The organism is Dysosmobacter acutus, from assembly GCF_018919205.1.
Classification (GTDB): Bacteria; Bacillota; Clostridia; order Oscillospirales; family Oscillospiraceae; genus Oscillibacter; species Oscillibacter acutus.
Genome location: NZ_JAHLQN010000001.1, coordinates 521,548 through 533,577, shown reverse-complemented (window position 1 = coordinate 533,577; position 12,030 = coordinate 521,548). Strand labels below are relative to the sequence as shown.

The 12,030-nt window shown below is 63.6% G+C and carries 10 protein-coding genes and 1 other annotated feature; of the genes, 6 read left to right on the top strand and 4 right to left on the bottom strand.

Annotated elements, in window-relative coordinates:
- Positions 1–63 precede the first annotated feature (63 nt).
- The 4 genes from prmA to mnmE form a co-directional block, all read right to left on the bottom strand.
- Positions 64–1,017: a 50S ribosomal protein L11 methyltransferase gene (gene prmA, locus KQI82_RS02510; protein ID WP_216558273.1), complete on the bottom strand. Its 954-nt coding sequence runs from the start codon at positions 1,015–1,017 to the stop codon at positions 64–66.
- A gap of 14 nt (positions 1,018–1,031) precedes the next feature.
- A complete protein-coding gene (locus KQI82_RS02505) occupies positions 1,032–1,904 on the bottom strand; it encodes a DegV family protein (RefSeq protein ID WP_216558270.1) in 873 nt (290 codons plus the stop codon).
- A 36-nt stretch (positions 1,905–1,940) separates the two neighbouring features.
- Positions 1,941–2,468 (bottom strand): DUF1836 domain-containing protein, encoded by a 528-nt coding sequence (locus KQI82_RS02500; protein ID WP_216558267.1) that lies wholly within the window; start codon positions 2,466–2,468, stop codon positions 1,941–1,943.
- 130 nt (positions 2,469–2,598) lie between these two features.
- Complete coding sequence (mnmE, locus tag KQI82_RS02495) at positions 2,599–3,942, bottom strand: tRNA uridine-5-carboxymethylaminomethyl(34) synthesis GTPase MnmE (RefSeq protein ID WP_216558263.1); 1,344 nt, start codon at positions 3,940–3,942, stop codon at positions 2,599–2,601.
- Positions 3,943–4,114: 172 nt separating this feature from the next.
- Here mnmE and KQI82_RS02490 point away from each other — a divergent pair, with 172 nt between their 5' ends.
- The 6 genes from KQI82_RS02490 to KQI82_RS02465 all read left to right on the top strand — a co-directional run bounded on the left by KQI82_RS02490 (position 4,115) and on the right by KQI82_RS02465 (position 11,957).
- Positions 4,115–4,915 (top strand): ParB/RepB/Spo0J family partition protein, encoded by an 801-nt coding sequence (locus KQI82_RS02490; RefSeq protein WP_216558260.1) that lies wholly within the window; start codon positions 4,115–4,117, stop codon positions 4,913–4,915.
- Between the two features lie 135 nt (positions 4,916–5,050).
- Positions 5,051–6,886 carry a VanW family protein gene (locus tag KQI82_RS02485; RefSeq protein ID WP_216558257.1) on the top strand — a complete coding sequence of 612 codons (1,836 nt, stop codon included), beginning with the start codon at positions 5,051–5,053 and terminating at the stop codon, positions 6,884–6,886.
- 179 nt (positions 6,887–7,065) lie between these two features.
- The gene (locus tag KQI82_RS02480; RefSeq protein WP_216558253.1) at positions 7,066–7,740 is read left to right on the top strand and encodes a TVP38/TMEM64 family protein; all 675 of its coding nucleotides are present in this window, start codon (positions 7,066–7,068) and stop codon (positions 7,738–7,740) included.
- 108 nt (positions 7,741–7,848) lie between these two features.
- Positions 7,849–8,093 (top strand) — a binding site (T-box leader).
- A gap of 38 nt (positions 8,094–8,131) precedes the next feature.
- Positions 8,132–8,392, top strand: coding sequence for a PF20097 family protein (locus KQI82_RS02475; RefSeq protein ID WP_216558250.1), 261 nt, complete (start codon positions 8,132–8,134; stop codon positions 8,390–8,392).
- A 15-nt stretch (positions 8,393–8,407) separates the two neighbouring features.
- Positions 8,408–11,221, top strand: a complete 2,814-nt coding sequence (ileS, locus tag KQI82_RS02470; protein WP_216558247.1) for an isoleucine--tRNA ligase — start codon at positions 8,408–8,410, stop codon at positions 11,219–11,221.
- 127 nt (positions 11,222–11,348) lie between these two features.
- Entirely contained in the window at positions 11,349–11,957 is a 609-nt protein-coding gene (locus tag KQI82_RS02465; protein ID WP_216558245.1) for a LysE/ArgO family amino acid transporter, read from the top strand.
- The last annotated feature ends 73 nt before the right edge of the window (positions 11,958–12,030 follow it).

The window sequence follows — 12,030 nt, the reverse complement described above, 5'->3', positions numbered from 1 at the left end:
CTTTTTTTCTGTTCCATTGCGCCGGGCCGCCTTCCGGGCCGGCAGCTCTCCCCGCCGTGCGCGCTATCTGCAAAGATAGGAGAACCAGCCCTCGCTCTGCCTGGTCTCCAAAATGGCAAGGCCCGCCTGACGGAGCCGGTCCGCCACCTCCACCGCCCGGTCGTCGATGATGCCGGAGCAGAGGAACAGCCCCTCCCGCTTCTTCAGCTCCCCCACCATGGGGCTTAGGGCGATGATCACATCCGCCACAATGTTGGCCACCACGATGTCATAGCCGGAGCCGATCTCCCGCCGGAGAGCGCCGTCGGAGAGGACGTTCCCCACCAGCACCCGGTAGCGGTCGCGGCCGATGTGGTTGAGGGCCGCGTTTTCATAGGCCACGTTCAGGCACTTGTCGTCGATGTCCACGGCCACGGCGTGCTCCGCCCCCAGCGCCAGGGCGGCCACGGACAAAATGCCGCTGCCGCAGCCCAGGTCCAGCACCTGCTCGCCGCCGCGGACATGGCGCTCCAGGGCCGTCAGGCACAGCCGGGTGGTGGCGTGGCTGCCGGTCCCAAAGGTGAGCCCGGGATTGAGGATCAGGGGAATGCGGCCCCGGGTGTCCGCCTGTTCCCACTCGGGGATGACAATCAGCCGCTCCCCGATCTCCATGGGCTTATAATACTGCTTCCAGTTGTTCTCCCAGTCGGAGTCCTGAAGGTTCTCCATGGTGAGCAACAACGCTCCGCAGTCGCTCCGCTCCCGCTTGAGGGCGGAGAGGGCGATGCGCACCTGCCCTAACAGGCTGAACCCCGATTCGTTCTCCTCAAGGTAGAAGGTGATCCGGGACTTGCCCCGCTCCCGCGCCATCAGCTCCTCGTCCACATAGTCCCAGTACTGATGGTTGTTCTCCAAAAACTGTAGGAACTCCCCCTCGTCGTCCACCACCACGCCGTCGATCCCCAGCGCGGAGAGCAGCGTGGTCACCGGCTCCAAGCCGGCGGGGGAGGTGTCAATGTGCAGCTCCAGCCAGTTCATTCCGCCGCCTCGATTCAGCGCTGGCTGCCTATGAAGAACAGGGCCACCGTGCCCGGCCCGGAGTGGTTGCCGATGACGGGTCCCACGAAATTGAGGTAGATCTGCTCCGTGCCGAAACGCTTTTTGATCTCGTCGGCCACAAACAGCGCGTCGCCCTCGCAGTCGCCGTGGCTGATAAACACGGTCTGATGAGCAGGATCCACGGCTGTCTTCTCCATGTGGTTCACCAGCTCCACAAGAGAGGACTTGCGGCCCCGGGCCTTGCTGACAGGCACCAGGTGTCCCGTGTCGTCCACATGCATCACCGGCTTGATGGAGAGCATAGTGCCGAAAAGTGCCGTGGCGGCGTTGATGCGCCCGCCCCGCTTGAGGTGGTTCAGATCGTCCACGGTAAACCAGTGGCAAACGCGGCCCTTGGTGGCCTCGGCATAGGCGTGGACCTCATCGATGGTTGCGCCCCGTTTTTTCTCCTGGGCGCAAAGATAGATCAGCAGGCCCTGGCCCAGGGAGGCGCACAGGCTGTCCACCACCAGGACCCTGGCCCCGGGGAACTCCGCGCGCATATCCTCGGCCGCAATGGCTGCGGACTGGTAGGTGGTGGACAGGGCCGAGGAGAAGTTGATGCACAGAATGTCCTTTCCCTGGCGGAGGATGGGGCGCATCCTCTCCTCAAAGGCTCCGACGCTGATGGCCGAGGTGGTGGCCTCCTCTCCGGAGCGGATGCGGTTATAAAAGTCCTGGAAGCCGATTTCACTGCCGTCCAGCAGGTTGCGGTACTCCTCTCCGCCCATGTGCAGCGACAGGGGCACCACCTCCAGCTCCAGGTCTGCCGCCATTTTGGCGGTCATGTCGCAGCAGCTGTCGGTCATGATGATAAACTCTCTCATAGTTCCTCTCTCCTTCAGAAAACCGGCGCCGCCGGCTTATTTCTTCCTCTTGCTCTCCGGCTCCAGAGACCGCAGCACATTCACGTAGCGCCGGCTGGCCACGCCGGCCGCATAGCTCAAAAGGGCAAAGTGGACGGCGCCGTCTGCTAACTTCTCCTCGTCCAGATAGGGCTCCATCTCCCCGGCGGCATGCTCCAGCGCCTGGTCCAGGCTGGCGCGGAAGCGCTGGTACATCTCCTCCACCGAGTGGCTCCCCTCCGTCTCCTTGCCGATGATCAGCGCCATGTCCCGGGCGGACATCACCTGTTTGAGGGCGCAGATGGCCGTGAGATAGGCCAGGTGCTCCCGGCCGTATTTCTTTCCCTCGGCCCGGGGCACCAGTCCGCTTTTGGTGTAGTTGTTCACCATGGCGGAGGTCAGCGCGTCGCCCTCGTCCACCCGGATGCTCTGGCGGTCCATGTAGGAGAGCACCTGATCCATATACAGCGGGATATCGGGCAGCTGATCCCACTCCACCGGCCGTTGAGCGCGCAGCACCTCCTGCAGCGCGTGCAGCTCATCCATTTCTTTGCCTCCTTCTTTGAAACTCCACTGAAACAGACACAGCATACCACAAAAATCTGGTTTTGTAAATCACCAAACGCCTGATTCAATATCGCTTTGCGTGAGAAAATTGCATTTGTGCCGGTTTTCGCTATTTCCCCACGCAAAACCGGGCGAACACCTGCTCCACAATGTCCTCCTTCGGCGTCCTCCCCAAAAGCTCCCCCAGGGCGGCCATGGCCTCCTCCACATCGGTGAGGGCCGCGTCCGGCGTCAGCTCCAGGGCCTGGCGGGCGCGCTGCACGGCGTTTGATGCCCGGCGCACCGCGTCCTGCTGCCGCTGGTTTGTCAGGGTAAAGGCGGCCTCAGGCGACGGAAAGAGCCCGCCAACCGCCCGCTCTATGTCCTCTATGCCCCGACCGGTCTTCGCGCTGACGCAAATGGCCTGGGGAAAGCGCTCCGCGACTCCCGCATCCTGGGGCAGGTCCGCCTTGGACCGCACCACCAGAAGACGCTTTGCCGCGGAGGCGGCCCGGAGCGCCTGCTCATCCTCACTGGACCAGGTCGCGGACCCGTCTATCACCAAAATGGCCAGCTCCGCCTGAGCGGCGGCCCGGCGGGAGCGCTCCACGCCCAGGCGCTCCGCCTCCTCCTCCGCGTCCCGGATGCCGGCGGTGTCGATGAGCCGCAGCGTCACGTCCCCCAGCCGCACCGGCTCCTCCACCGTGTCCCGGGTGGTGCCGGGCCGGGCGGTGACGATCACCCGCTCCGTCCCGGCCAGGGCGTTGAGCAAGGACGACTTGCCGGCGTTGGGCCGTCCGATGAGGGCGGTGGGCACGCCGGATCTCATGACCGCCCCCCTGCCGACGGAGGAAAGCAGGGTGGAGAGCGTCTCCTCCGCCCCATCCAGCGTCCGCCGGATCTCATCGGGACGGACGTCCTCCAGGTCCTCGTCCGGGTAATCCACCACCGCCGAAAACCGGGCGGAGAGGTCCAGCAGGTCGTCATAGACCGCCCGGGCCGTGCGGCCCAGGGCCCCGCTGCTCTGAGAGGCGGCCAGACGGGCCGCCTCCGCCGTCTCCGCGTCAATGAGGTCCATCACCGCCTCCGCCGAGGTCAGGTCCATGCGGCCGTTCAAAAAGGCGCGGCGGGTGAACTCCCCCGGCCCGGCCTGCCTGGCCCCGGCTTCCAAAAGGGCGCTCAACACCTCCCCCATGGCCACCGGGGAGCCGTGGCAGTAGAGCTCCGCCGACTCCTCGCCGGTGTAGCTGTGGCCGGCGGGGAACCAGACGGCCATCCCCCGGTCCACCGTGCGGCGGCGCCGGTCGGACATGGTTCCGTAGTGCATGGTCCTGGGCGGGCACTTGTCCAGCGGCCTGCCGGCGGCTGGGGAAAAGACGCGGCCGGCAAGGGCGGCGGCTCCTTCGCCGCTCAGGCGGATCACGCCGATGGCCGAGGGGGCCGGGGCGGTGGCAATGGCAGCAATGGGTTCCATGGTACACCTCATTTTCTCACAAAGTTACTGAAAAACCTGCGGATTCCTCCGAATTGAAACAGTATAGCAAATAATCCGAAATTTTCCCACCCCTTCGACGGTTTTTTCAGGTAAAGTCGAACGAAAATCCTTAGGATAGAAAGAAAAGTATTTCCGGGAAAGGAGTCTTTTCATGCAGTTTTACCGTAAGGCGGGGTCCGTGCTCCGCATCCCCCTTGAGAAAATCCGCCCCAACCCCGCCCAGCCCCGCCGCCACTTTGAGGAGCGCCCGCTCCTGGAGCTGTCGGAGAGCATCCGCCGCTACGGGGTGCTTCAGCCTCTGACGGTGCGGCGCAAGGGGGAGGAGTTTGAGCTGGTGGCCGGGGAGCGCAGGCTCCGGGCCTCGGCGCTGGCCGGTCTGCGGGAGGTGCCCTGCATTGTGGCGGCCATGGACGATGAGGACTCCGCCGCCCTTGCCCTGGTGGAGAATCTCCAGCGCCAGGACCTCCACTATTTTGAAGAGGCGGAAGCCATGGCCAGGCTGATCGGGGACTACGGGCTCAGCCAGGAGGAAGTGGGCCGCCGGCTGGGCAAGTCCCAGAGCGCCGTGGCCAACAAGCTCCGGCTGCTGCGGCTGAGCGAGGCGGACCGCTCCTTGCTGCGTGAGGCAAACTTAAGCGAGCGCCACGCCCGGGCGCTGCTGCGGCTGGAGGAGGCGGGCGAGCGGACGGCGGCCCTGCGCCACATCATCGACCACGGACTCAACGTGGCCCAGAGCGAAACCTATATTGACCAGCGCCTTGCCCATCTCCAGACAGCGCCGCCCCAGCGGCGGACCACCTTCATCCTCAAGGACGTGCGGCTGTTCCTCAACAGCGTGGAGCGGGGCCTCGGCGTGATGCGCCGGGCCGGCGTGGACGCGGGATGGGACCGCCGGGACACGGACAGCGAAATCCTGCTGACCATCCGCATCCCCAAAAAGAGCGGGCGGTGACGCAGTTGTTACAGGATTGTAATGCTTTTCCGCCGCCCCCTGTGGTAAAATGGGGTACGTGGTGATAACCTGCCCGGCGGATGCATAGGGTATGGTTGTCCGCATTTGATCCAATTGATCCATAGGAGGGCACACATGGAAGGAAAGCACATGGAGACAGGGAAAAAATGGAATAAGCGCGGCCTGGTCATTGCCGCCGTCGCCTTGGGCGTCCTGTTCCTGTGTTACATAGCCCTGTGCTTCGCGGCCAGCCGCAGCGGCACGATCTTCCCCGGCGTCCGTGTGGCGGACACCTGGGAGGTGGGCGGAATGACCATCGCACAGGCGGAGGCCCAGCTGGAGGCTCACCAGGACGCCTGGGCGGACGACACGGCCATCGGACTGACGCTGGCCGCGTCTGAGGACGATTACTCCGGCACCGAGGTGCCGCTGACCTTCGGTGAGATAGGCGGCGTGACCATGGACAGCGCGGCCACGGCCCAGGCAGCCTACGATTACTGCCACAGCGCCAACTTCTTCGCCTCCGGCTGGCATTACCTCAGCGGGATGTTGGGCGGCGGCAGCGTGGACGCGGTCCTTCAGGCCGGGAATCTCACGGAGCTCGCCCCCGCCCTTGCAAAAAAGCTGAGCCGCGAGCCGGTGAACGGCGCCTACACCATGGGATCGGAGGCCGTCTATATCACCAAGGCCAAGGACGGCTATTCCCTGGACCCGGACACGCTGGTCCAGGTGCTGAGCGAGGCGCTGGGCAAGTGTGACTACGAGTCCGTCCCCATCCCCTACACGCTGGTGCGGGGCACGGTCCTCTCCGCCCAGGCCGTCCATACCGCCGCGGCCCGGGAGGTGAAAAACGCCGGGTACGACCCAAAGACCGAAAGCATCTATGAGGCCGTGGTGGGCGCCGAGTTCGACCAGGAGGAGGCCCAGCGTCTTCTGGACGAGGCGGAGCCCGGCGAAACCGTGGAGATCCCCGCGGCGGTGGAGTATCCCGCCGTGACGGCGGATGAGCTCCGGCCGCTTTTGTTCCGGGATGTGTTAGGCACCTATAAGACCCACGTGAGCGGTAGCTCCAACCGCATCAGCAATGTGAAAAAGTCCGCGGCCGCCATCAACGGCTTCGTGCTCAACACCGGCGACGTCTTTTCCTACAACGACGTGGTGGGCGAGCGCACCGCGGCCCGGGGCTATCTGCCGGCCCCGGCCTATGTGCGGGGCGAAACCGTGGATGAGATCGGCGGCGGCATCTGCCAGACCTCCTCCACCCTCTATATGACGGCGCTGCTGTCGGACCTGGAGATCGTCACCCGGGCGGCCCACCGCTATGTGCCCGCCTACATCACAAAGGGCATGGACGCCACCGTGTCCTGGGGCGGGCCGGAGTTCCGCTTTTCCAACAACACGGACTATCCCATCAAAATCGTGGCCTCCTACTCCAAGAACTATCTGACCGTCACCATCTACGGCACCAACCTGACTGGCAAGTATGTGAAAATGACCAAGGAGGAGCTGAGCACCACGCCCTTTACGGTGGTCTATGAGGACGATCCCACACTGCCGGCGGGCACGGAGCAGGTGAAGACCACGCCCTACACAGGCTATAAGGTCCGCACCTACCGCAATGTGTATGACGCCAGCGGCAAGCTGATCTCCAGCGCCTTTGAGGCCTCCAGCGACTATAAGGTCCGCAACAAGGTGATCCTGCGGGGCACCAAGGAGATGCCGGATACGCCCGCTGTCAAGCCGGAGACGCCGGAGATCACCGATCCCGTGACGCCGGAAACTCCGGAGGGCGGCACAACGCCGGTGGCGCCGGAGACCCCGGAGGGCGGCACCGCCGCGCCCGCCACACCGGAGGCGGGGGGATCCGCCACTACGCCGGAAACTCCGGAGGGCGGCCTCAACTGGCCCGTGCCGGAGACCGGAAGCTCCGCCGGCGCCGGACAGAGCGATCCCCAGCAAAGCGGCATATAGGGGAAATCCACCGCCGTGCCGGAATACTCCGGCACGGCGTCATTTTGTCTATTTACTTTCCGCCTTTTCGGCGGTATGATAAATGGCATTCATGGGCCCCGTCCGATCCGCCGGGCACCCTTTCAGTTTTCGTGCCCGGGGACAGCCGGGAACTCAATCACAGGGAGAGGAGCGGGACTTTGGAAAAGAGAGAGCCTCTTGGAAAGCGGTTTTTGCGGCTGGTTCCCATGGTGGTGACCATTGGGCTGGTGATCTGGGTGTTGGGGACCGACCGGGACCTCACCGTGGAGGCACTGCTGTCCCATGCGCCGGAAAACCAGCTGCTGGCGGCGCTGCTTCTCTTGCTGCTCTATGCCGTCAAAAGCCTGTCCGTGCTGCTGCCGCTGGCTCTTTTTGAAGTGGCGGCCACGCTGCTCTTTCCCCTTCCCGCCGCCCTGGCTGTCAACATGGCGGGGGTGGCGGTGGCCTGCTCGGTGCCCTTTTTCACCGCCCGGCTCTCCACGGGCCAGAGCGTGGAGCGCCTGATAAAAAAGCACCCGAAGCTCCATGCGCTCCGGGACTTCCGGGTGGGGAACGACTTTATTTACTCCTTTTTGGTCCGGGTTGTGGGCCTCTTCTCCTGTGACATCGTCAGCATGTACATGGGGGCCTCCGGCCTGCGCTATTGGCCCTATGTGCTGGGATCGGTATTGGGCTTCGCCCCTCAGACCATCTGCTTCACCCTGATGGGAGACGCCATAAGGGAGCCGGGGTCCCCTCAGTTCCTGATCTCCCTTGCGGTCATGGCCACCACCACGGCGGCGGCTGTGGCGGCCTATGGGCTGTGGAGGCGCCGCCGCGGCGCCGGGCCGTGACGCTCCAGGGCGATAAATGCGCAAAATCAGAGAAAACAGGAAAAAATGCCGTCTGTTCAGTTGACAAAAAGGATCAAAACGGGTATCATACCAGAGTAATTGAACAGATGCAGGGCGTGGAAGAGGAAGAGTAGTCCGGGAAAGCCGCAAAGAGAGCCGCCGTTTTGGTGAAAGGCGGAGGGCGGACCCGGAGGAAAATCACCTTGGAGCCTCCCGCTGAAGGATTCAGTAAGCGCGGACGTGTGACGGGCGTTATTCCGTCGCCCCATGGCTGTGGGGCATGAGCGGCCGCTTTGCGCAAGCAATGCGGCAACCAAGAGTGGTACCGCAGAGGCTTTGCCCCTGTCTCTTAGGAGACGGGGGCATTTTGTTTTTTGTAAGGAGGTTCGCGATGAACTGTCCCAAATGCGGGAAAGAGATGGAATCCGGCGACCTGCACACCCAAAAATATCCCTTCTGGACCCAGCAAGAGCTGCGCATGTTCCGCGGCCCCACCGACCAGGTGGACCTTGGGCCCCTGGAGGATGACGACACGTCGATGTTTACCCGTGATCCCTTCCCCACCTTTTCCGGCGCCATGCTCTGCCGGGACTGCGGACTGGTCACTTTTCCCTGCAAACTGATTGAAAAAGGCAAACGCCGCCAACAATAGGAGGAAATACAAGACATGGACTACAACAAGACCATCAACCTGCCCCAGACCGAGTTCCCCATGCGGGCGGGCCTGCCCAAGCGGGAGCCGGACATGCTCAGGCGCTGGGAGGAGTCGGACCTTTACAACGAGATGCTGAAAAAGAACGAGGGAAAGCCCCTCTTCAGCCTCCACGACGGCCCGCCCTTCTCCAACGGCGATCTGCACATGGGCCACGCCCTGAACAAGGCGCTGAAGGACTTCATCACCCGCTCCTATGCCATGCGGGGCTACTACACCCCCTATATCCCCGGCTGGGACAACCACGGCATGCCCATTGAGTCCGCCATTATCAAGAAGAACAAGCTCAACCGCAAGGCCATGAGCGTGCCGGAGTTCCGCTCCGCCTGCCACGACTTTGCCCAGCACTATATCGACGTGCAGATGGAGGGCTTTAAGCGCATGGGCGTGCTGGCTGACTGGGAGCACCCCTACAAGACCATGGACCCCCGATTTGAGGCGGAGGAGGTCAAGGTCTTCGGCGAGATGTTCAAAAAGGGCTATATCTACAAGGGCCTCAAGCCCGTGTACTGGTGCCCCAAGGACGAGACGGCCCTGGCCGAGGCGGAGATCGAGTATCAGGACGACCCCTGTACCACCGTGTATGTGAAGTTCCCCATGCACGACGACTGCGGCAAGCTCAGCGCCTACGACCCCAAAAAGCTCTTTTTCGTGATCTGGACCACCACCATCTGGACGCTGCCCGGCAACCTGGGCATCGCGCTGCACCCGGAGGAGTCCTACGCCCTGGTCAAGGCCCCGGGCGGCGAGGTCTATATCCTGGCCGAGGCCCTGGTGGAGAAGGTCATGAAGATCGGCGGCGTAGAGGGCTATGAAATCGTGGAAACCCATCCCGGCGCCTTCTTTGAGAACATGTTAGCCGACCACCCCTTCCTGCCCAAGACCTCCCGGCTGCTGCTGGCGGACTATGTCACCATGGACTCCGGTACCGGCTGCGTCCACACCGCTCCGGGCTTCGGCGCCGACGACTACGAAACCTGCAGGCGCTACGGCATGGACATGGTGGTGCCTGTGGACGACCAGGGCCGCCACACCGACTACGCCGGCAAGTACGCCGGCATGAAGACCGACGAGTCCAACGCCGTCATCCTCAGCGACATGAAGGAGAGCGGCGCCCTCTTTGCAAGCGAGGACATCGTCCACTCCTACCCCCACTGCTGGCGCTGCAAGGGCCCCATCATCTTCCGGGCCACGCCCCAGTGGTTCTGCTCCGTGGATGCCTTTAAGGACGAGGCCGTGGCCGCCTGCGACGATGTGCGCTGGGTCCCCGCCTGGGGCAAGGATCGGATGATCTCCATGATCCGCGAGCGCAACGACTGGTGCATCAGCCGCCAGCGCAAGTGGGGCCTGCCCATCCCCGTGTTCTACTGCCCCAAGTGCGGCAAGCCCATCTGCAGCGATGAAACCATCGCCGCCGTGGCCGACCTCTTTGAGCGGGAGGGCTCCAACGCCTGGTTCGCCAAAGAAGCGGAGGAGATCCTGCCCAAGGGCTTTACCTGCCCGCACTGCGGCGCGGACCACGGCTTTACCAAGGAGGAGGACACCCTGGACGGCTGGTTTGACTCCGGCTCCTCCCACGTGGCCGCCATGCGCAAGGAGCAGGGCTTCTGGCCCTCCACCATGTACCTGGAGGGCCTGGACCAGTACCGGGGATGGTTCCAGTCCGCGCTGCTGACCGCCGTGGGCGCCCTGGGCAAGGGTGCGCCCTTCAAAGAGTGCCTGACCCACGGCTGGACCGTGGACGGCGAGGGCAAGGCCATGCACAAATCCTTGGGCAACGGCATGGACCCGGCGGAGATCTTCCGTGATTTCGGCGCGGACCTGCTGCGTCTCTGGGCCGCCAGCGCCGACTACCACGCCGACGTGCGCTGCTCCAAGGAGATTTTCAAGCAGCTGAGCCAGAACTACCTGAAGTTCCGCAACACCGCCCGTTACTGCCTGGGCAATCTGGACGGCTTTGACCCCAACGACCTGGTGGCCCCCAAGGATATGGAGGAGCTGGACCGCTGGGCGGTCAGCCGGCTCAACGGCCTGGTGGAGGCCGGGCTGAAGGCCTACGACAACTATGAGTTCCACGTGCTGACCCACCTGGTCAACGACTTCTGCGTGGTGGACCTCTCAAGCTTCTACCTGGACATCATCAAGGACCGCCTCTACTGCGAGGAGAAGGACGGCGCGCTGCGCCGCAGCGCCCAGACCGCCCTCTACCTGATCCTGGACACCATGACCCGCCTGATGGCCCCCATCCTCTCCTTTACCTGCGACGAGATCTGGCAGGCCATGCCCCACCGGGAGGGCGACGATCCGCGCAACGTGGTGCTCAATGAGATGAACGGCGTATTCACCGACTACGCCCTCAGCGACAAGGCCATGGCCAAGTGGGACACGGTGATCCGTCTGCGCGGCGACGTCAACTCGGTGCTGGAGGCCGCCCGGGCCCAGAAGAAGATCGGCAAAGCCCTGGAGGCCCACGTGTCCCTTCACGCCGCGGACAGCGACGCCATGAGCGCCCTGGCCCAGGTGGCCACGCTGAATCTGGCGGAGCTGTTCATTGTCTCCGAGTGCACCATCACCTCCGCCGAGGCGGCGTCAGACTCTGTAGTGGGCCAAGGCGCAAACTTCCCCGGACTGAGCGTGGAGGTCTCCGAGGCCGCGGGCGAGAAGTGCCAGCGCTGCTGGATGCACTCCCTCCAGGTGGGCGAGGACCCCAACCACCCGGGATTGTGCCCGCGCTGCGCCGCCGTGGTCCGCAAGCTGCCCCAATTTTAAAAGCTGACCGCCAGTTTTCCGGCATACGCCCCCCCGGCGGCCGTGGTCTGAGATCAGAGAAACGGATGCTGCCCTAAGGAGCGCTCTGAGATGCTCCGCCGGGCCCCTGTCCTGAGGAGAATTGCCCATGCCTGTATTTTTCCAGGGTATTGCCATCGGCCTTGCCTATGTGGCGCCCATCGGACTGCAAAACCTGTTTATCATCGACAACGCCCTCACCATCACCCGCCGGCAGGCTGTAGAGATGGTCCTGGCAGCCATTTTTCTGGACGCCACGCTGTCCCTTTCCTGCTTTTTCGGCATCGGCGCGGTGATGGAGCGCTGGCCCGCCCTGCAAATGGTGGTGCTGCTGGTGGGCAGCTTGATGGTGATATGGATTGGCGTGGGTCTGCTGCGCGCCAAGGCGGAGGAACTGGGCCGCCAGCAAACCGGCCTTCCCTTCTGGAAGATGGTTTCCAAGCTTCTGGCTGTGACCTGGTGCAACCCGCAGGCGCTCATTGACGGCACCATGCTGTTGGGCGCGTTCCGGGTGACGCTGCCGCCGGATCAAAGCGGCTTTTTCATCGCCGGCGTGCTGCTGTCCTCCGCCATGTGGTTTTCGGGCATCACCCTGATCGCCCAGCTGTTTTCCAGCCGCATCACCCCCAGGGTCATGCGGGGCATCAGCATCGTGTGCGGCGCGGTGATTTTATTCAACGGGGTCCGGCTGCTGAAAACCTTTTTCCTTCTCTTTTAAAGCAGCGGCGGCCACAACATTTTTCTCTGTCCGGTTGCATATTTTCCAAAAAGCGATTAAACTGGAGGGCGGG

Bases quoted from the DNA above. Each gene is read 5' to 3' on its own strand.
- KQI82_RS02485 (WP_216558257.1), top strand. From the start codon at position 5,051: ATGGAAGGAAAGCACATGGAGACAGGGAAAAAATGGAATAAGCGCGGC.
- KQI82_RS02465 (WP_216558245.1), top strand. From the start codon at position 11,349: ATGCCTGTATTTTTCCAGGGTATTGCCATCGGCCTTGCCTATGTGGCG.
- ileS (WP_216558247.1), top strand. From the start codon at position 8,408: ATGGACTACAACAAGACCATCAACCTGCCCCAGACCGAGTTCCCCATG.
- KQI82_RS02490 (WP_216558260.1), top strand. From the start codon at position 4,115: ATGCAGTTTTACCGTAAGGCGGGGTCCGTGCTCCGCATCCCCCTTGAG.
- mnmE (WP_216558263.1), bottom strand. From the start codon at position 3,942: ATGGAACCCATTGCTGCCATTGCCACCGCCCCGGCCCCCTCGGCCATC.
- KQI82_RS02505 (WP_216558270.1), bottom strand. From the start codon at position 1,904: ATGAGAGAGTTTATCATCATGACCGACAGCTGCTGCGACATGACCGCC.
- prmA (WP_216558273.1), bottom strand. From the start codon at position 1,017: ATGAACTGGCTGGAGCTGCACATTGACACCTCCCCCGCCGGCTTGGAG.
- KQI82_RS02500 (WP_216558267.1), bottom strand. From the start codon at position 2,468: ATGGATGAGCTGCACGCGCTGCAGGAGGTGCTGCGCGCTCAACGGCCG.
- KQI82_RS02475 (WP_216558250.1), top strand. From the start codon at position 8,132: ATGAACTGTCCCAAATGCGGGAAAGAGATGGAATCCGGCGACCTGCAC.